This window comes from Vibrio sp. HDW18 (assembly GCF_011306175.1).
Taxonomy (GTDB): Bacteria; Pseudomonadota; Gammaproteobacteria; order Enterobacterales; family Vibrionaceae; genus Vibrio; species Vibrio chanodichtyis.
Genome location: NZ_CP049914.1, coordinates 46,599 through 67,178, shown reverse-complemented (window position 1 = coordinate 67,178; position 20,580 = coordinate 46,599). Strand labels below are relative to the sequence as shown.

Here is a 20,580-nt window from a genome sequence, read left to right as displayed (position 1 = left end):
CACATTTCAGCGAAATAACACTTCTTATCCTTCAAGGTAGCGCTCCATAGACAACAAACTATGGCAGTCCGGCATTTGTTCAATGCTGGCCCAGCGAACGTTGATGACGCAACGAACGCTTCGGCGCTGTACCCTTTAACCAGTCCTCATCGGGGTCAACCTACGACTGGCGACTCATGAACAGCGCGCCTCTACTTAAAGGAAGTATCACGTTGAGAAGTTGATTCAAAACGTGATATGGCGCGTATATTACTGCCTTTTTAGTCGACGACAAGATTTAATTTTGTCTTTTCCGCCACGAAATGGATCTCGTATGGCATAGCCGATTGATAGCGCTAACGTTTTGCGGTTACACCGCAAGCGGCATCTCATCCGCTGGTGGTTGTTTGCTATAAACTCGTTTTAGCCCCCACAGTGCGATGATCGACATCAGCAACATAATCATGCCGAGTGGTAGCTGATTTGTCGCCGGGTACATGGCCGCGAGCAAAGTCGCTAAACCGGCCCCTAAATTCTGCATTCCTCCCAAAATCGCCCCGCCAGTCCCAGCATGATAAGGGAAAGGGGAGAGCGCACCCGTGGTGGCGGCTGGGAATAAAATACCGGCACCGAGAAAGTAAATGGTTGCCCCGCTGATCAAAGACCAAGCGTTGGTGATGTCAAACAAGCCCGGCAGCATGATCACTAATGAACCGATCAGGATGGCACTTAAACCAACCTGCATGGCCATTTTTTCACGCCAGCGCTGGGTGATAAGGTTAGACAGCCAAGCTCCGGTTAAATAACCTGGGATCGGCAGTACAAACAGTAAACTTACCGTTGTCGCAGGCAGTGCCAATACTCCGCCCAATAACACCCCAGCCGCGGCTTCAAATACCGCGAGTCCGGCGAAGGTTGCCACTAAGCAGATCAAGTAGCCTTGGAAGCGGCGGGTAGCAAGCACATGCTGATAGCTGCGCAACACGGGTTCTTTCCGGCGAGCGTGGGCAGGTAGCGTTTCTATCATGCGGGTTAGCATAGTGATCACGACCGCGATAGCAAACAGCGATAAAAATAAGTAGCTTGAACGCCAACCGAAGGTTTCCGTCAGTAAGCCGCCTAACACTGGCGCGACCAGCGGTGAAAAAATCAAACACATGCTTATTAAACTATTGACTTTGTGCAGGCGTTCGCCCTCAAAACAATCACGCGAAAGGGTACGTGACATCGCGCCACCACAACCAATCCCTAAGCCTTGTACAAAGCTGCCGATCAGAAACCATGAGTATTGATGAGCAAAAAGTGCCATCAGTGAACCCAAAATATAAATCAGTAATCCCGCGATGATGATCGGTTTACGGCCAATCCGATCGGACAGAGTACCGTAGACAAATTGCGACAAACCGTATGGGATCAGATAACAAGCCATGACCGCCTGTAATGCAGCCGGTGAAACCAGAAACTCTTGTGCCATGTAGCCGATAGAAGGCACGTACATCGTTTGGGTTGCCTGACCGACTGCAGTCAGAATAGCGATAAAAAAGGTTAATTTTGCAACGGAAAGTGGGGCAGACATCGTTATCTCCAGCTAAAAACCATATCTGATTAAAATCATCTAATGAAAAAATAGAACAGGGTTTGATTGTTGGTGCGAGATGGTATTGCTGAGAGCCTTATCTAGCAATCGATTATTGCCAGTTTGCCCACGATAAATATCTATCCAATGGATTATTTTTTCTAATTAATAAAATAAAATTCAGATGGTTTGAACCCGCAGCGAGAGCAGACTATTATCGATTTAAATGAGAATTAGTCTCATTGTTGATGGGGTTATGTTTATGTTACCACTGATGATATTACTGCTGTTGATTGGCTTGCTGGGGTTTAAGTTAAGAGTGGCTCCTAGCTTATGGATTGGGCTTGGTTTAGTGACCTTGCTGCTGAGCGTTATCAGCCATAACGGCTCATTGCCAGCTTTAGTGCTGCTGTTTTTTCTCGCTCCACTGCTGCTGGCGTTAAACAACCAAGTTTGGCGAAGCGGGTTATTTTGTTTGGCGATATTGCTGCCACAACTGATGCTGATCTAACACTGGGTTTAGTCAGCCGATTGAACGCTCAGGATAAGTGAAGTTTTAGCACCGCTATCGGAGCAGTCATACCTCGAAAATCATCCCAAGAGATCACCTATCCCAAAATGAATGACTGAAGCGAGTTTTCACATTGCTGTAAACTTATGTTGCGATAGTATAGGGTGCATTGACAACGGCTTATGAAGTTTTTGTCGCGTCGACATAGCAGTTTATTCTAAAAATAGGTATCAAGCATGATGATCAATAAGTTTTCTCTCAAATGGATGCTGGCGATCGCCGTAGCCATTCCTGCGGTTGCGCTGCTGTGTGTGGCCTTTTCCAGTCTCAATACCATGTCCGAGATGCAGGCCCAATCCAACCGTTTGTATGCCAACACCGCCGCACCAATGCGTGCGATGGCTGAGGCGAGCACACGGATCCCGCGTATGCGGGTGGGGATTGATATGATGCTGTTACAACAAACGGCATTGCAAGATGCCAAAGGGGTTTTGAATCGCGTGCAAGAAACGCGCATGGAAGATATTCCGGAAATGCGTCAAGCGATGCAATTAGCGGTTGATTCACAGGTTAACCCTGCGCTCAGAGAGCAAGCACGCCAATTGCAAACACGTTTTGAACAGATGGTGCGTGAAGAGCTAGAGCCGATGCTGCAAGCTTTGGCCAATAATGATATGACCACCGCGCAGAATATCTATCGTGATCAGTATGCGAAAACTTATGGTGATATGCGTAAACAAGCCAATCAGATCCTCGATACTTTATTAGATCAAGCGGAGCAGCAAAACCGTGCCAGCGTGGTCAGTTTTGAATCTGGGCGCACCGGGCAATTGATCATGATTGCGGCGGGGCTGATCATCTCTTTTATCACCTCACTGATCATCATTACCAATTTGCGCAGCCGTGTGGCGTATTTAAAAGATCAGATGAGTTCAGCCGCGGCCAATCTTTCACTGCGCACCCGAATTGAACTGGAGGGTAACGATGAGCTGTGTGACATTGGTGCAAGTTTCAATAATTTTATTGATAAAGTGCACGCTTCGATTGAAGCGGTAGCGGACAACTCGAAAGAGTTAGCATCAATGGCTGCTAGTGTTTCGCAGCGCGCGCATACGACTCAAACCAACTGTGCGGCACAACGTGACAGAACCGTGCAGGTAGCAACTGCGATTCATGAATTAGGGGCCACGGTGGCCGAAATCGCTTCCAATGCCGCAATGGCGGCAGATGTTGCCAAACAAGCCACTTTACATTCTGGTGAAGGTAAACAGGTGGTCGGTGAAGTACAACAACGCATTCAAACCCTCTCCAGCGAGTTAGACAGTGCAACTCAAGTGGTCACTTCGTTAGCCACTCAGATCAACGGCATTAGTTCAACCTTAGATACGATTCGCAGTATTTCAGAGCAAACCAATTTGCTGGCATTAAATGCGGCAATCGAAGCGGCCCGCGCCGGTGAGCAAGGACGTGGTTTTGCGGTGGTAGCGGATGAGGTTCGTACACTGGCTAGCCGTTCCGCCGCCTCGACCGAAGAGATTCAGCAAGTGATCAACCGTCTGCAAAGTGAGTCAAATCGTGCAGTAGAAGCAATGGAAAAAGGCCGTTCACAAAGTGATGTGGTGGTGGATTTTGCCGCGAAAGCCAATCAATCGCTGACCGAAATTAATGGTCAGATTGATCAAATTAACGATCAGAATATCCAAGTAGCGACCGCGACCGAAGAGCAATCGACGGTAGTGGAAGACATTAACCGTAATGTGGAAGACATCAATCACCTAACCTCTGAAACTTCGCAGGTTGCTGATGAGTTGAGTCGAGCCAGTGCCAATTTGCAGCGGCTCTCTGCACAACTGGATAAATTGGTTGGAGGCTTTGAGTTATAAGTCAGTTTTCCCGCTACTGATTGGGCGACTATTTTTACCTTCAGCCTCAACCTATGTTGGGGCTGTTTTTTTGTTGCTAACAGGTTGATGATCTTTCCCCTGCCGACCACAAATCAGCCCCTTATCATGCAGATGTAGTTATACAGTTGCATTGTGCGGTCAATTTTGATTATGATACTGCCCATCATTAATGAGAATAAGTATCAGAGCTATTATCTTGCTTATCTCCATTACCATCGGAAACAACGGATGAAATCACTTCTTCATTGGGCGGTATTAGGCTTATTAGCTTCGTTTACGGTGCAGGCAGACACAGTCACAATTGAACATCGTTTGGGTAAAACCACGGTTGAGCAAAAGCCACAGCGAGTGGTGGTGATTGGTGTCGGGGCGTTAGATGCGCTGGACAGTTTTGGGATTGAGCCGGTGGCGGTGGCCAAATTTTATGGTACCCCGAGCTATTTAGCAAAATACGAAACGGATCAATACCCTAGTGCTGGGTCACAGTTTGAACCTGATTTTGAAAAAATTTATACCCATAAACCGGATCTGATCGTAATTGGGCCACGTGCGGCGAAGAACTATCAAGAATTGTCAAAAATCGCCCCAACGATGGTGTTTGCTGCGGAGAACGAACCGGGTTACTGGGTCAGTACCCAGCAGCAGTGGCGTAACCTTGGTAAAGTGTTTGCGATTGAGTCCGTGGTTGAAGCCAAAATAGCCCAATTGGATGTGCAATTTAAAGCGATCGCAGACTATAACCAACAGCGCAATAATGATGCGATGTTGGTCATGAGCTCTGGTGGCAACATTACAACCTTTGGTGCCAATTCGCGTTTTTCTTCGGTGTTTAAAGATTTTGGCTTTAGTGAAACGATTGCGGTGGTCAAAGAAAGTGGTCATGGCGATTTGATCTCTTATGAATATATTCGTCAGCACAATCCGAAAAATCTGCTGGTGGTCGATCGTGACAAGTTGGTCAATAAAAGTGAAGTTGGTATCCGCCGAGCTTTTGAAAATGATTTAGTTAAAGCAACCACCGCCTACCAAGACGGACATCTGGCTTACCTTGATGTGAATGCTTGGTATGTGGCCATCTCTGGCGTGACCGCCACCGAACAGATGGTCGCAGATATGAAAGCATTGATTGGTATGCAGTAAACCAAGGAGGGGAAACCCTCCTTGAGTTCTCAAGCTGAGGTTAGCTTTGAAAAAGTTATTGCTTGTTTTAATGGTAGTGAGTGCTTGTTCACTGCTGGTTGGGGTCGGACAACTGTCAGTAGCGGATCTGCTACAAGGGGATCCGGCGGCTTGGCAGCTACTGATGATGAGCCGAGTGCCAAGATTGTTGGCGATTGTCCTGTCTGGCGCAGGGTTAAGTATCGCTGGTCTGATTATGCAGCAGGTGAGTCAAAATCGCTTTGCTTCGCCTTCCACTTCCGGCACGGTTGAGTGTGCCATGCTTGGTTATGTGCTGAGTTTGGTGCTGTTTGGCCATGGTCAAAACCTGTGGTTGATTTTCGGTATCTCGATGTTGGGTACACTGATGTTTGTGTTTTTTATTCAGCGTATTCAGTTCAAAAACGTCATCTTTGTGCCTTTAATTGGCATTATCTTTGGTAATGTGGTCGACTCTCTCGCCACCTTCATTGCTTATAAATACGATGCAGTTCAAAACCTTTCCGGTTGGGCGGTGGCCAATTTCGCCAATCTGCTCAAAGGCGACTTTGAACTGCTCTATATCGCCATTCCGGTAGCGATTTTCAGCTATTTATATGCTGCGCGGATCTCGGCGGTTGGGATGGGCAAAGATTTTGCGACTAACCTTGGTCTCAAATACCAGCAGGTGATCATTATTGGGGTGGCGTTAGTGTCAATGATGTCCGCAACCGTGGTGATGATTGTCGGTCAATTACCTTTCTTGGGACTGATTGTGCCTAATCTGGTCAGCCTGTATTACGGCGATAATTTGCGTAAAAACATTCCACTGACCGCGACTTTTGGCGCACTGTTTGTGCTGGTGTGTGATCTGGTTGGGCGGGTGATTATTTTCCCATACGAAGTGCCGATTTCGATGATCATCAGTATTTTGGGTGGTTCAATCTTTATTGCTTTAATTTTGCGAGGACAGCGCAATGCAAGATAGAAGCAAATTACTGCTGCTGATCGCAATATCGCTGCTGTTTGCGGCATTATTTATCGGGATTGGGCTTACCGCCGATAACTACCAATATTTTTTGTCACGCCGAGTGCCCAAAGTGCTGGCGATCGTGTTTGCGGGCATCGCGATTGCGCAGTCATCTTTGGCGTTTCAAACCATTACTCATAACCGAATTCTAACCCCGAGTATTATGGGCTTTGATGCGTTGTACATGTTTACCCAAGTACTGGTGGTGGTGCTGTTTGGTGGCATGAGTAGCATTGCAATCAATGTGTATTGGAATTTTTCACTGTCGCTCGCGGCAATGCTGAGCTTTTCAACCTTGTTGTTCACCTTTTATTTCCGCTCTGGTCATCGCAATTTGATTGTGCTGCTGTTACTGGGGGTGATTTTAGGCCAGCTATTTTCCAATGTGGCTTCATTTTTTATCATGCTGATGGATCCCAACGATTTCGCTGCCGTCCAAGCCAATATGTTTGCTAGTTTTAATAATGTGAATACCCAACTGGTGTATGTGGTTTCGCCATTACTGCTGCTGGCCTGTGTGTTGTTATATCGTCAACATCGGCTGCTCGATGTGTTTTGGCTTGATCACGATAATGCGATCAGTTTGGGGGTGGATGTGCAGCAAGTGACGCGTAATGTGCTGCTGGTCAGCGCGCTACTGATTTCGATTTCGACAGCGCTCGTTGGGCCGATTCTCTTTTTTGGCTTGCTGGTGACTAACCTGACTCGCGAATGGTTTCGCTCCTATCGACATTCCACATTACTGATCGCGACTTCGGCGATGTCGGTGTGTGCGTTGCTCTCTGGACAATGGATTATCGAAAAAATCTTCCATTTTGGCACCACCTTGAGTGTGGTGATCAATTTTATTGGCGGCATCTATTTTTTGTCGCTGTTACTGCGCAATAAAGTGGTGTAGCAATGATCAAACTGGAAAAATTGACCAAACATTTTGGCAGCAAAAGTGTGGTGAAAGAGGCCAGTGCCCAATTTGATAAAGGGCAGGTGACGGCGATCATTGGCCCGAATGGGGCTGGTAAAAGTACCTTACTGTCCATGGCTAGCCGCTTGGTTAACCGTGATGCGGGTAAGGTGTGGATTGAACAGCGCGAATTGGTGGATTGGAACACCAAAGCGTTGGCGCAAAAACTGGCCGTACTGCGCCAATCTAACGTATTGAATATGCGTTTCACGGTGCGTGAGCTGACTGCGTTTGGCCGTTTCCCCTATAGCCAAGGCAAATTGACCGCCCACGATGAGCAGATCATCAATCAAGCGATTGAGTATCTCGATCTGGAAACCATTCAATACCAGTATCTCGATGAGTTAAGTGGTGGTCAGCGCCAATTGGCATTTATTGCGATGGTGATGGCGCAAGATACCGATTACGTTTTTCTGGATGAGCCACTGAATAATTTAGATATCAAACACTCACTACAAATTATGTCTACCTTACGCCGCTTAGCCCATGAGCTGAATAAAGCGGTGGTGGTAGTGATCCATGACATCAACTTTGCTTCTTGTTACGCTGACAAAATCATCGCTTTGAAAAAAGGTGAAGTGGTGGCGACTGGTACGGTGGCCGAGGTGATCGAATCGACAGTGCTGAGTGCGATTTACGAAACGCCGTTTAATGTGATTGAGATGCAAGGACAGCGTTTGTGCCTTTATACCCTTCCAACCTGATGTGGAGCGCTATTGCTGCACAGTTTTTGTTCGAGCTAAGCCTACCGAGTGGGTTTTAATACTGGAAAAATGCCTATGTCTTATCAATCACAAGCTTGTTTACACTCTGAACACGTCGCCAAATATTTAGTGACTTTATGTCGCCATTTCGCGCGTAAAACCACTGCTACTTGGGATGAAGTCGAGGGCGAGGGGCGGATCGAATTTTCTGCTGGGATCGCTACCTTGACCGTTAATGAAGCCGAGCAGTTATTGACCTTTGTATGCCGCGCTGAAACTGAACAACAAGTTACCACTTTGCAAGCGGTGATCAGCAAGCATCTGGTAATGTTTGCCCGCCGCGAAACGGTTGAATTGAATTGGCAACCAATCGAGCAAGCATAACGCTATACTGCTACACACTTCTGCTGTACTGTCTCAGCGCTGATCATAGTGATTATGCGCTGATGGCAATTCACAAAAAGAAATATTTCTCGCCTAGAAAGAAATCCATTGTTGTCTAAGATCAACAAAAAAACGTTTCTCTCACACAAAAAACTAAAACAAAGTTGAAAGATTCAAAAATTATTGAATAATGAAATTTCTATAATGATGAAGTAAAAACACTTCCTTTTAACGTTTGAAACAGGATACCGCCCCCATGTCGAATTCGTATGTGTTGGTTATAAACTCTGGTAGCTCATCATTGAAGTTTGCAGTGATAGATTCCCAAACTGGTGAGGCGCTGATCTCAGGTCTTGGTGAGTGCTTTGGCTTGCCTGAAGCGGTGATTAGCTGGAAATATCAGGGTGAAAAAACGGCAGAGGCGATCACTGCCGCGGATCATCATCACCAACATGCGATTAACCGGATCGTGGGCTTAATGGAGAGTCTTGGTTTGGCACAAGACTTAGTTGCCGTCGGGCACCGTATTGTCCATGGCGGTGAAAAATTCACCTCAACGGTGCGGATTGATCAAGAAGTCTTGGCTGAAATTGAACGCTTGGCCGATCTTGCTCCGCTGCACAACCCTGCCGGTGCCAAAGGTATTCAAGCCGCGATGGAGGCTTTCCCACACTTGCCACAATTTGCGGTATTTGATACCGCATTCCACCAAACTATGCCGAAAAAAGCCTTCACAGGCGCAATTTCTCATGAGCTATATGAGCAGTACGGCATCCGTCGCTACGGTTTCCACGGTACCAGCCACTATTATGTCAGCCGTGAAGCGGCGAAAATGCTCAATAAGCCGATTGAACAAGCCAGTTTTATTTCGGTACATCTAGGCAACGGTGCTTCGGTGTGTGCGATCAGTCATGGTCAATCGGTGGATACTTCGATGGGCTTTACCCCATTGGCGGGCTTAATGATGGGTACGCGTTCCGGTGATTTGGATCCCGGCATCATCGAATTTTTGATGAAAAAAGGTTGGAGTCAAGAGCGCGTATTTGACACGCTGAATAAAAAATCTGGCTTCTTGGGCGTTTCAGGCCTCACTTCCGATGCGCGTGGTATTTTAGAAGCGATGGAGCAGGGCCATGCTGGCGCGAAGTTGGCGTTTGAAGTTTTCACCTATCGCGTCGCGAAATACATCGGCTCTTACCTGATCCCACTCGATCATCTGGATGCGATCATTTTCACTGGTGGGATTGGTGAAAATTCACTGCCGATCCGCCGCGAAATTTTAGCTAATCTAAAACTGCTCGGTTTTGTCGAAGATGAGCAAGGCAACCAAGCCGCCCGCTTTGGGAATGCGGGGATTATCGCTAAATCAGAGCTACTTAATGCGGTGGCTTTGGTGATGCCGACCAATGAAGAATTCGTGATCGTATCGCAAGCGATGGCACTACTAAATAGCAAGTGATCCCATCACTTTTTCAAGGGCTGGCATTGCCAGCCCTTTCTCTATCTGCTTTTTGCCTCTATCCGCCTTTTTCTCTATCCATCAGATTAATTCAAGTTCGCTTTCGCGATTCCTCCCGCGCTCTATGATTGACCATAACTAAAATTTATTAACATGATAATGATGGATAATTTTATGGTTGATATGATTTGCCGTATCTTGCTAGCAATTTAGCGTGAACTGCGTGTTACCCGCACAGATGAAGAATCAAATTTCTGCCATCGAACGGATCCAAACCAGTAAGTAGGATATCGTTATGAAAAATGTCTTGTTTCAATCGATTAAACTCGATCAATTAACCCTAAAAAACCGGATTGTGATGCCACCGATGACCCGCTCACGCGCAAGTCAGCCTGGCAATCTTGCCAATCAGATGATGGCGACGTATTACGCCCAGCGCGCCTCTGCTGGATTGATTGTGGCAGAAGGGACACAAATCTCGCCGATGGCGCAAGGTTATGCTTGGACGCCGGGGATCTACACGGCACAGCAAATTGCCGGTTGGAAAACAGTAACGCAAGGGGTCCATGAGCAAGGCGGTGTAATTTTTGCTCAGCTTTGGCATGTGGGGCGGGTGACTCATCCTGATAATATTGGTGGCAAGCAGCCGATCTCTTCGTCTGCCTTGAAAGCCGAGAAGGTCAAGGTTTTCGTGGATAATGGCACCGATCAACCTGGTTTTGTTGATGTGGTTGAGCCTAGAGCAATGACGCAAGCGGATATTGATCAAGTGATTGCTGAGTATCGTCAAGCGGCGTTAAATGCGATCGAAGCAGGCTTTGATGGCATTGAATTGCATGCGGCTAATGGCTATTTGGTCAACCAATTTATTGATTCGGAATCAAACCAACGTAGCGATCAATATGGCGGCAGCCTTGCCAATCGACTGCGTTTTCTTGATCAAGTGGTTGCAGCTCTGGTGGATGCCATCGGTGCGGGTCGGGTTGGGGTGCGTTTAGCACCCTTAACCACACTCAATGGTACTGTTGATGCCAATCCGATCGAAACCTACACCGCGGCAGCAGCGTTACTCAATCAACATGACATTGTTTATCTGCATATCGCTGAAGTGGATTGGGATGATGCGCCAGAAATGCCAGTGTCATTCAAACGCGCATTACGCGAAGCTTATCAAGGTGTGCTGATTTACGCTGGTCGCTATAGCGCAGAAAAAGCAGAGTTTGCCATCGAGCAAGGGTTAGCCGATATGATTGGCTTTGGCCGACCTTTTGTGGCCAATCCCGATCTGCCTGCGCGTCTGCAGCATGGCTATCCACTTGCGGAGCACGATCCAAATACGCTATTTGGTGGCGGTGAGCAAGGACTGACCGATTACCCAACCTATCAGCCATAACCGACGGAAATGGGCCATCACTATAGTGACTTGATTTTGGTGAGCAAAAAAAGTCCTCCTCATTACAGAGGAGGACATCGATGTAAATTCAACTTACCACGCTCTTTTCAGCAAAGTTTAACCGCGACCGAGCATGCGCGCTATAGTGGCATCTTTATCGATTACTTGGTGTTTAATCGCAGCCAGAATATGTAGCAGAACAATGGTGATGATCAGTGGTGGAGCACCTTTGTGGATGGCGGAGCCTAACTCTTGCAGCCAAGGTAGGCTTTCGCCTGCGGCAACCAGTGTATAGCCAAACACTTCTAGCGCGCGGCCACCGCCGATGTTCATTGCAATCCCGGAGATCGGCATCGCCAGTGTTGCGAGCATCAGTAAACCATGCACCGCTTTGGCGGCTTTGTATTGCCAAGCAGGCATGACCGACGCTGGCGGGATCGCGCCTTCTTTAATCCGCCACATAATGCGAGTGAGCGCAATCAGCAAGATCATGACTCCGAAAGATTTATGCAGAGCCAGCAACTGTAGTTTTTCCGGTCCACGTGGCAAGTCGGACAAATAATCGCCAACCACAAACACCGCAATAAAGGCGAGGCCAGTTATCCAGTGCAGTGCGATTGAGGTTTTTGAATAGGTTTTGCGCTTATCCATGATTGAAATCCTATGTTCTGTAAACAGTGACTATTATGTACCACTGAAACACCCTGTGAAGCTTTGCTGAGTAAATTTATGTAAAGTTAACGTGCAGGAGCGCCATTGTTTCCTGCACTTGCTGATTAACGGCCTACGAACGCAACGACCACCTTATCTTCACCCAATGTGCGAGTGAAAATATAAGCGTTGGATTGGGCGATTTCGCGATGTTCTCCCGCTCCAATTGCAGGGTGACGTTGACGAAATTGACCTAAGGTTTGCCAGTGCTTCAGTAATGCTTGGCGATCATTATTCCACTCCCACGGCATATCGGAACGGGTACCTTGATGGAAATCATCAGCATAGGGGCCCGCTTCGCGCGCCACTTCATCGCCGTAATAGATTTGAATCGCACCCGGGGTTAGCAGTAGAGCATTAGCGGCGTTACGTTGCATTTCGAATGATTTAAAGCGGCCAAAAAACAGCTCGGTATCATGCGAAGACATATAGCTGACGGGATTGAAATCCGGGTATTTGCTGAGGGTTTGCGCGTAATCGCGATACACCATCGCCATTTGGCTTAAACAGGCGGCACCATTATCCATCCGTTTTTGAATATCAAAGTTAATCAGTGCATCGAAACCATCATCAAAGTAAGGGCTACGGTAAGCGCCGTGTCCCCATACTTCGCCCATCATCCAAAATGGTTCGCCAGTTTGATTATGCTCTTGTCGCCATGCGCTGAGACTGGCACTGGCTTGTTGTTTCAAGCGTTGCCACACCGCCCCTTCAACATGTTTGACCGTATCAATTCGAAAACCATCGATCCCAAAGCGGCGCACCCAATCCGTTTGCCATTCAACCAAATAGTCAGTGACGTTGTAACCTGGTTTGTTTACCACACGCGTGCCGGGATTATTCAGTAACCATTGCGGTGGGCTAACCGCTTGGGTTGATTCGGTGCGAAAATCGGGCAGGCCAGCGAGGTTCATGGTGATATCACTGCTGCCTGGTTTCGGGTAACCCGGTAAGCCAGCGCGTACCCAATCACCACCCCACCATTGGCTCCATTTTGGGCTTTGGTAATCAATTGCTTGGTGAAAGCTATGCCAATTTTGTTCGGCTGTGGGCTGCCATTGACTCCAGCGTTGGGGCAGCATTGAAGCGTTGACAATTTCAATCGCGTCTTGTTGTAAATCCGCTAACGTGGCATAACCAGCATGGTTCAGTACCGCATCGAGTAACACTTTGATACCGCGGCGATGTGCTTCACGTACTAGGGTTTGTAAATCTTCATCCACTCCGAAATTGGCGTCAATTTTCGTGAAATCTCGCGTCCAGTAGCCGTGATAAGCATAAAAGGGAAATGAACCTTTTTCGCCGCCGCCCACAAAACCATGTACTTGTTCAACAATCGGTGACAGCCAAATCGCATCGGTGCCGAGACTTTGAATGTGATCGAGCTTAGCAATCACGCCTTTTAAATCACCGCCGTGAAAGGTACCGATCTCTTGCTGACCATCTTTTTGCCGACCGTAACTGCCATCATTGCTGGGATCACCATTGTAAAAGCGATCAATCATCACGAAATAGATGTTGGCGTTGCGATAGGTAAAAGGTTGCGCTTGGATTGGATGATGCTTAGCGACCGGTTCAAGTAGCACTAAACCACCACTATTGGTTGATGGGGTTAGGCGAACTTGACCTTGGTTTACCGTCACCACTTGTCCGGAAAACGCATCTTGCAACTGAGCGCCATCCGCAAAGCTGTTGGCCAAATTTAAGGTCACTTCACCACCTTGGTAAGTTTGACAACTGACATTTGGGATTGGGCGGCGAAATTCACTGGTTGCCGCTTTGGTGGTTTGACGTACTAGTGTGAGCGTATTGTTTTGTGCTTGCCATTGAAATGCGTAATCACCGGTAAAACGTATGTTCAACGGCAGTTGGGTCGGTGCATGACAGTTTAAAGCAAATGGAGTATTGAATTTGATCTCTTGAGCCGTCGTCGCGGCACAATCACCCTCAATACCACTAATGGTTAAGGTGTAATCGCCTTTGGTCAGTGGGATCACCAACGGTGCATCAGCTGCGAGCGGAAAATCGCGACTGTTGGTGGTGGTTGCAATGGTTAAATTGGCGGTTAAATTCGGCGCTGCCAATACTGGCAAGCTGAGGGTAGACAGCAGTGCTAAGGTCAGAGTATTGCGTTTCATCGTCGATCCTTGATGGTGATTCGGTCATTGTCATTGACCGCAATCCGATGTTCTCTCCGGCTATATTTGTCCGGTTATGATGGGTGGATAATGTGTTATCCATTGCTGCGACAATTGCATGAGGACGCTAGCGGTGGATAGGCACAGCATAATTGGCTCGCGGTTGATCAACATCATTCTTAGCTCTACGCCTTGTTTACTTGCACTGCATCACAACTTGATTGCTAAAGGCGCAGCGGGCTTACGCTGCGAGGGGCGAATCCGTGGCTGATAAGATAGCTATTGAGTGCCATTGCGCTGAAAAAGCCAAGCTAAGTCACAACCTGATCAATCGCTATTGATAGGTTTTGCACAAAAGAAGTACCGTGCTTACGATGTGGCGAAGTCAAAATGGGAGAGACACAATGCAACAACCTAAAGTGGTACCAAAAGCGACCATCGCCCCACAAGGACCAGAGCTTTCCGAACTGGTACAAGGCTATTGGCGATTGGCCGAGTGGCATATGACACCACAGCAGCGCTTAACGTTTCTCAAGCAACATATTGAGTTGGGGGTTACCAGTGTTGATCACGCGGATATTTATGGCAATTATCAATGTGAAACACTATTTGGTGAAGCTCTAGCGCTGCAACCTGCACTGCGTGAGCAAATCCAAATTATTACCAAGTGTGATATCCAATTGTATAGCGAGCGTTTTCCTGAGCGCAAAATCAATCACTACGACACCAGCGCTGCGCATATTCATCAATCGGTGAATCATTCGCTGCAACGCCTCGGCGTTAGCGAAATTGATGTACTATTGATCCATCGCCCCGATCTATTAATGAATGCCGATGAGGTTGCCGAAGCGTTTGCCGAGTTGCACAAAGTCGGCAAAGTGAAACATTTTGGGGTATCGAACTTTACGCCGGCCCAATTTGATTTGCTGCAATCTCGTTTGGGGAAACTGCTGGTGACCAATCAAGTGGAAATTAATCCGCTTAATTTTGAAGTCGCACACGATGGTACTCTGGATCTGTTGCAGCGTCTGCGCATTCGCCCAATGGCGTGGTCATGTTTGGGTGGCGGGGCAATTTTCTCCGGTCAAACTGAGCAAGCGCAGCGTGTACGTGCGGTGCTGGAAGAGCTCCGTGTCGAATTGGGTGCCGAGTCACTGGAGCAGGTCATTTACGCTTGGGTACGCAGTTTGCCAAGCCACCCGCTGCCGATTATCGGTTCCGGTAAAATTGAACGCGTGCAAAGTGCAATAGCAGCCTTGTCGTTAGAGCTTACTCGTGAGCAATGGTATCGCGTATGGGGTGCATCTAAAGGCCATGGAGTGCCATAACCGGATTGTTTTTTATAGCGTTATACTCTTTAGTGCCAGTTTTTATACTGGCACTATTGTTTCTCAAGCAATATAGTCTTTTAATCTCTCGTCTCCATTGGCTCCCGCTATGTTCCATTCACGCTTGATAAAGACCATTGGTCGCAATCTCCGCCAAGCATCATTCTAATTCAGTAAGCTTATCTTACATCTGATGATTGATATCCCCTTCCTATTTGAAGCGGCAGCGGTTGGCGACGTTCGTTCACCCCAATCACATAGTTTGTCTATGTTCATGGGGACTCACTCACCGCCGACCTGCAACTCCAAGTTGTTTGGGTATAGCGATCATTGGTTAGCGCAAACCCTAGTTAATGAATCGGAGGTAGCGACATGTTGCAATTTACAGCGATTGAAAAGCACTACTCAGTCGGTATGCAGAGCGTACCGGCCCTGCGTGGCGTGAGTGGCACGGTACAATCTGGAGAAATGTTAGCGCTGTGTGGGCCTTCCGGCTCAGGTAAAAGCACTTTGCTCAATATCTTGGGATTACTTGACCCTAATTACCAAGGTGAAGTGACGTTAGAGGGGGGCGTATATCCGCGCGAGGGTAAGTCTGCTGCTTTACTGCGGCGTACTCAGTTTGGTTTTGTGTTCCAAAAATTCAACTTAGTGCCCGTGATGACGGCGCTAGAGAATGTCGCTTATCCCTTGCTGCTTAATGGTTTTAGCCGTCGTGATCAGCACAAGTTAGCACATGACATGCTAACCAAGGTTGGATTAGAAGCCGTGATGCAGCAGCGACCAGATCATCTTTCCGGTGGTCAGCAACAGCGTGTGGCGATAGCTCGGGCTTTGGTTCACAACCCGAAATTGGTGGTCGCGGATGAGCCGACCGCGAGTCTGGATAGTCAAACCGCTAACCTTGTGATCAGTTTAATGAAAAGTCTTGGCCATGAGTTAGGCACGACTTTTGTGGTTGCCACTCATGACGGGCGTATGGCCGCCCAGTGTGATCGCACACTCAATCTGGTGGACGGACAAATTTCATTGGAGGCGATGCAATGGGCAAGTTGATCTCACCAGCATGGCGCTTGGCGGCATTAAACCTGCAGCGTAATCGTCGCCGCAGTCTACTCTCTATTTCGATCATCGCGATTGCGGTATTGGCATTAACTTGTGCCGGAGGCTTTGGTCTTTATACCTATGATTCGCTACGTGAATCGACAGCGCGGGATATCGGCCACTTAACGCTGAGCCAGCGCGGCTATTTTGAGCAAGAGGAAGAGACGCCATTGGCGAATGGATTAGAAGGCAGCGTCAACATTCGCCAAGCTTTGCTGGCGAATCCGGCGATCCGTGGCATCCAGCCACGGATTGAGTTAACCGGGTTGGTTTCCAATGGCCACAAATCAACGATTTTTATCGGCCTTGGGGTGGATCATAAAGAGTTTGATATGAAAGGGCCGTTTTTGGATCTGCGTGCAGGGCAGGCGTTACAGGATCCTCATTCGCCCCATGTTGACCCGATTCAACCTCAGGTGATGCTTGGTGTCGATCTGGCACGCAACCTTAATGTTGCCGTTGGCGATTGGGTGACGCTGCTCGCCACCACCGTCGATGGCGCGCTGAATGCGCTGGATTTTCAAGTGCGAGGTCTGTATTCGACAGGGGTGCCAGAGTTGGATAAACGTCAGCTCTATTTGCACTTAGCGTCGGCTCAAGAACTGCTTAATTCCAGTAAAGTGAGTACCTTGTCTGTGTACCTGTTTAGTACCGAACAGACTCAAACCATGCAAATGTGGGTTGAAAATCAACTCAATCAGCTGACCTTAGCTCAACCGCTACAAGTGACGCCTTGGCAGCAGCTCGCTTTCTTCTACGCGCGAGTTAAAGACTTGTATGACCGACTGTTCGGGGTGATGGGCAGCGTGATGGCGTTAGTGGTGTTTGTTGCACTCTTCAATACCTTAACCATGTCGGTCAGTGAGCGTACGCGTGAAATCGGCACCTTGTCGGCCCTCGGCGCCTACCCAAGCGATATTCTGGTGGGTTTTGTGCGTGAAGCGACGCTGTTGGCGCTGTGTGGCAGTGTGTGTGGCACGTTACTGAATCTATTGACCATAGTGGTGGTGCGAGTGGCTGAGATTCAAATGCCACCACCACCAGGCAGAACTGAAGGTTACCCACTTGATCTCTATTTTTCTTTCACGCTGGTTGGTTTTTGCACCCTAGGCACTGTGTTGATTTGTGTAGTGGCGGCGTGGTTCTCTGCGCGCAAAGGCGTAAACAAGCCCATTACGGAGGCGTTAGCGTATGTATAAAGTGATTTTGACCCTTGTTTTGGGATTGATTTGTTCGGGTCGTGCTCTGGCTCTGGCAACTGAACTCGATGTGGTGGGCATGGTAAAGCGCGCCGATGAATTTCGACTCAAAGAATCGGCAGCGAAAGTGGTCTCTGTGGTGCAGCTTTACCAGGATGGTAAGTTGGAAAAAACCAATCAATATGATGTCTACGTGCGCGAAAATCGCGAATCGTTAGTGCTGTTTCAATCGGCGACAGAAGCAGGACAAAAAATGTTGATGCTCGGAGATAACTATTGGTTACTGATGCCGAAAAGTCGCCGCCCCATTCGCATCACACCAATGCAAAAATTGCTCGGTGAAGCTTCTGTTGGCGATATTTCAACCCTCACTTGGAGCGATGATTACCAACCGAGTTTAGAAGGGGAAGAGTCGGTACTGCGTGAGGATCAATCCAGCGTGGAAACGTACCGCTTGGTGCTCAAAGCGAAAACCGCAGGGGCCAGCTATCAAGCGATCACCTTGTGGCTTAATCGTACGGATGCTGCACCAGTCAAAGCCGAACTTTATCTGCATTCTGGCAAACTAGCTAAAGTCGCTTGGTTTACTGTGCAAGGTGAGAGGGTGGTTGAGATGACTTTGCTGGATAACATTCAACCCTCGAAACGAACGGTTATCGAATATCAATCGGTGCAGCCGAAACGCTTAGAGGATAAGTTCTATAACCCCGCGTACTTGATTCAAAATCCTGCATTGGAGTAATGATATGAGGTTTGGTCAGGCGTTAGGGATAATAGGGCTTCTTAGTTGTTCGTCCGTATGGGCTCAAGATCCGCTCAAGTTAGACTGGGATTGGATGGTGAGCGCTTCGCATGCTCAAAATAATGACTCCCTTGTGTGGGCTTCTGCTCAGTATGACGAACAGCAGCAAGTGGATGTTTGGCTCGATGTACAGTCGCGCTGGCAAGGCTGGACTGCGGGTCTCGCGCTGACCAGCCTTGCGCTCTATCGAAGTAATCAGCAGACAAGAGCAACCAGGCTGACCCTGAGTGAACTATTTTGGCAAGGGGAAAGCACGCTTGCTGGACAAACGCTCGATATTACTGCCGGAAAAATTCGCCTTGATTGGGGTGTGGGCTATGGTTATCGGCCGTTGGATCTTTTTTTGCCCTATCGGCGCAATCCATTAGGCATTCAAGTGGAAGAGGGGGCAGGTGTGCTAGCGCTCTCATCCTATCAAGAGTTGGGTGAGTGGACCTTGATTGCTACAGATAGTACTTGGGGGCGTTCGAGCGAAGCACAGTTAGTGACTCAAAATCAACAACAAGGCATTGGATTGCGCCATTATCGCTTAGTGGGGGACAGTGAAATCCAAGGCATCGTTTATTATGACAATGTCCGGCGTGGTTTAGTGGGAGGATCGTGGGTTTCAGTACTGAGTAGCGCATGGAGCGTGCACAGCTCGTGGCTTTATCAACGAGAATATTGGCAATACCAGAGACAAACTGAGCGGCAGATTGAATTGATTAAACAGCAACATGCGGCGCAGTTTTTGGTTGGCGTAAACTGGGCCAATGCAGAGGGACACCATGTGATTGCTGAATATTGGTACGATGGACGCAGTTGGAATGCCGATCAATGGCGGCAAACACTGGCTGATGCCACTTTGCTGCATCAACAGGAACGTTCGCCCATCGCTTTTGCTTATGCACAAGCCTATCAAGCCACTAACCTGATGGCACATAATGTTATGCTGCATTGGGCATGGGAGAGTATCGATGGTCAATGGCTGGGCATTAACAACTTAACTCCAACCCTAGATTTACAATGGTCAGTGCAAGATACAGGGCTGGTGGCTACCCCGCGCTTGAACTGGCAAGTGTACGATACCGGTCGCGTCTTACTACAACTGGAACTTGCGGCACGTTTTGTGAGTGGCGCATCAAATTCAGCGTATGCAAACTTGCCCGATAGCGTTACGATTTTGCTTAATCTCAAAGGAAAATTTTAGATGATCAAGCGCTTAACTATTTCTGCCCATGATGTCAAAAGTTTTGGCTTTACCACGCTGTTTTGTATTGTGATAGCACTCACTACGATGACGATCTGGCATAGTAATATTAGTGAACATTTAGCGATCAGTTTTGGTTACGGATACAGCGCATTTTTTTTAGCACAATGCATATCACGTGGTTGGCCGCAATTGTCTAAACGGCTCGTCAATGTGTTGGCTCTGAGCGGTGCGGTGATCCTAGGGACCTGGATCGCGTATGTCTGGTTGCGTCACTATCCCGAATTTGATGATTTTACTGCCTATCGGCCGATCATGGGCCTTGGGTTTATTTTTTCCGCGGTGTGCTTTTTATATTTTTATGCTCATGAACAAAAATTGCTTGCCCAAGGGGCATTAGAAGCAGCTCGTCGGCAGCAGTCTGAGCAAGAAAAAGCCCTGTTACTAAGCCAACTTAAGCAATTACAAAGCCAAATTGAGCCTCACTTCCTGTTTAATACCCTCGCCAATATTAATGCATTAATTGGAGTAGACTCAGAAAAAGCCCAGTTAATGCTGGAAAAATTGACCGAATTGCTGCGTGGTGCCATGCGACTGAGGCGCAATAATATCAGCGAGTTAGGAGATGAAATGCAATTGGTTAAAGCCTATCTGGATATTCAGAAGATCCGCTTAGGGGAGCGTTTACAGTACCACTTACCAGAGCTTGGTCAGTGGCAGAGGTTGGCGATTCCACCAATGTTAATTCAGCCTTTAGTCGAGAACGCTCTCACCCACGGCATTGAGCCAAAAACCGAAGGCGGTATGATTCAGATCACGCTTAGTGTGGCTGATGGTTGGTTTGAGTTAATGGTACAGGATAATGGTATGGGGCTTGGCCAAGCCTCAGTGGGCAACGGTATCGCTCTTGATAATGTGCGGCAACGCTTGTCGGGTTTGTTTGCTGAACAAGGTGTACTCAGTGTGACTGAAAATAACCTTGGTGGTGTGAGCGCGACGATCCGCATCGCTTTGCACCACTTACAAGTTTTGCCAACCAGTTTTAGCATAGACTTAACCTTTCACTGATGA

The 20,580-nt window shown here is 48.0% G+C and carries 18 protein-coding genes and 1 riboswitch; of the genes, 15 read left to right on the top strand and 3 right to left on the bottom strand.

Features of this window, described 5'->3' with window-relative positions:
* Positions 1–29: 29 nt before the first annotated feature.
* A riboswitch (Lysine riboswitch) is annotated at positions 30–202 on the bottom strand.
* A 147-nt stretch (positions 203–349) separates the two neighbouring features.
* The gene (gene emrD, locus G7083_RS12095; protein WP_166015099.1) at positions 350–1,555 is read right to left on the bottom strand and encodes a multidrug efflux MFS transporter EmrD; all 1,206 of its coding nucleotides are present in this window, start codon (positions 1,553–1,555) and stop codon (positions 350–352) included.
* Between the two features lie 226 nt (positions 1,556–1,781).
* Between emrD and G7083_RS12090 the strand changes: the two genes are divergently transcribed.
* From G7083_RS12090 to G7083_RS12050, 9 genes are all read left to right on the top strand, one after another.
* Positions 1,782–2,066, top strand: coding sequence for a hypothetical protein (locus G7083_RS12090; RefSeq protein WP_240911945.1), 285 nt, complete (start codon positions 1,782–1,784; stop codon positions 2,064–2,066).
* A 236-nt stretch (positions 2,067–2,302) separates the two neighbouring features.
* Positions 2,303–3,949, top strand: a complete 1,647-nt coding sequence (locus G7083_RS12085) for a methyl-accepting chemotaxis protein (protein WP_166015098.1) — start codon at positions 2,303–2,305, stop codon at positions 3,947–3,949.
* A gap of 249 nt (positions 3,950–4,198) precedes the next feature.
* Positions 4,199–5,110, top strand: a complete 912-nt coding sequence (locus G7083_RS12080) for a siderophore ABC transporter substrate-binding protein (protein ID WP_166015097.1) — start codon at positions 4,199–4,201, stop codon at positions 5,108–5,110.
* A 46-nt stretch (positions 5,111–5,156) separates the two neighbouring features.
* Positions 5,157–6,095, top strand: coding sequence for an iron chelate uptake ABC transporter permease subunit VctD (gene vctD / locus G7083_RS12075; protein ID WP_166015096.1), 939 nt, complete (start codon positions 5,157–5,159; stop codon positions 6,093–6,095).
* On the top strand, positions 6,085–7,035 hold the full coding sequence (gene vctG / locus G7083_RS12070; RefSeq protein WP_166015095.1) for an iron chelate uptake ABC transporter permease subunit VctG: 951 nt from the start codon (positions 6,085–6,087) through the stop codon (positions 7,033–7,035). The genes vctD and vctG overlap by 11 nt, the downstream gene beginning before the upstream one ends.
* Positions 7,036–7,037: 2 nt before the next feature.
* A complete protein-coding gene (gene vctC, locus G7083_RS12065) occupies positions 7,038–7,802 on the top strand; it encodes an iron chelate ABC transporter ATP-binding protein VctC (RefSeq protein ID WP_166015094.1) in 765 nt (254 codons plus the stop codon).
* A 75-nt stretch (positions 7,803–7,877) separates the two neighbouring features.
* Positions 7,878–8,186: a DUF2218 domain-containing protein gene (locus G7083_RS12060; RefSeq protein WP_166015093.1), complete on the top strand. Its 309-nt coding sequence runs from the start codon at positions 7,878–7,880 to the stop codon at positions 8,184–8,186.
* Positions 8,187–8,442: 256 nt separating this feature from the next.
* Entirely contained in the window at positions 8,443–9,645 is a 1,203-nt protein-coding gene (locus tag G7083_RS12055) for an acetate/propionate family kinase (protein WP_166015092.1), read from the top strand.
* 295 nt (positions 9,646–9,940) lie between these two features.
* Positions 9,941–11,038 carry an alkene reductase gene (locus G7083_RS12050; protein WP_166015091.1) on the top strand — a complete coding sequence of 366 codons (1,098 nt, stop codon included), beginning with the start codon at positions 9,941–9,943 and terminating at the stop codon, positions 11,036–11,038.
* A gap of 117 nt (positions 11,039–11,155) precedes the next feature.
* Here the strand turns inward: G7083_RS12050 and G7083_RS12045 are convergent, their stop codons facing one another.
* Together G7083_RS12045 and G7083_RS12040 are read right to left on the bottom strand one after the other, a co-directional pair.
* On the bottom strand, positions 11,156–11,689 hold the full coding sequence (locus G7083_RS12045; protein WP_166015090.1) for a cytochrome b: 534 nt from the start codon (positions 11,687–11,689) through the stop codon (positions 11,156–11,158).
* A gap of 125 nt (positions 11,690–11,814) precedes the next feature.
* A complete protein-coding gene (locus G7083_RS12040) occupies positions 11,815–13,887 on the bottom strand; it encodes an alpha-amylase (protein ID WP_166015089.1) in 2,073 nt (690 codons plus the stop codon).
* Positions 13,888–14,291: 404 nt separating this feature from the next.
* Here G7083_RS12040 and G7083_RS12035 point away from each other — a divergent pair, with 404 nt between their 5' ends.
* From G7083_RS12035 to G7083_RS12010, 6 genes are all read left to right on the top strand, one after another.
* Positions 14,292–15,215, top strand: a complete 924-nt coding sequence (locus tag G7083_RS12035; RefSeq protein ID WP_166015088.1) for an aldo/keto reductase family oxidoreductase — start codon at positions 14,292–14,294, stop codon at positions 15,213–15,215.
* Positions 15,216–15,587: 372 nt separating this feature from the next.
* Positions 15,588–16,271 carry an ABC transporter ATP-binding protein gene (locus G7083_RS12030; protein WP_166015087.1) on the top strand — a complete coding sequence of 228 codons (684 nt, stop codon included), beginning with the start codon at positions 15,588–15,590 and terminating at the stop codon, positions 16,269–16,271.
* Positions 16,259–17,518: an ABC transporter permease gene (locus tag G7083_RS12025; protein ID WP_166015086.1), complete on the top strand. Its 1,260-nt coding sequence runs from the start codon at positions 16,259–16,261 to the stop codon at positions 17,516–17,518. Before G7083_RS12030 ends, G7083_RS12025 begins: the two co-directional genes overlap by 13 nt.
* Positions 17,511–18,260: an outer membrane lipoprotein-sorting protein gene (locus tag G7083_RS12020; protein WP_166015085.1), complete on the top strand. Its 750-nt coding sequence runs from the start codon at positions 17,511–17,513 to the stop codon at positions 18,258–18,260. The genes G7083_RS12025 and G7083_RS12020 overlap by 8 nt, the downstream gene beginning before the upstream one ends.
* A gap of 4 nt (positions 18,261–18,264) precedes the next feature.
* A complete protein-coding gene (locus tag G7083_RS12015; RefSeq protein WP_166015084.1) occupies positions 18,265–19,509 on the top strand; it encodes a hypothetical protein in 1,245 nt (414 codons plus the stop codon).
* The gene (locus G7083_RS12010) at positions 19,510–20,577 is read left to right on the top strand and encodes a sensor histidine kinase (RefSeq protein ID WP_166015083.1); all 1,068 of its coding nucleotides are present in this window, start codon (positions 19,510–19,512) and stop codon (positions 20,575–20,577) included.
* Positions 20,578–20,580 lie beyond the last annotated feature (3 nt).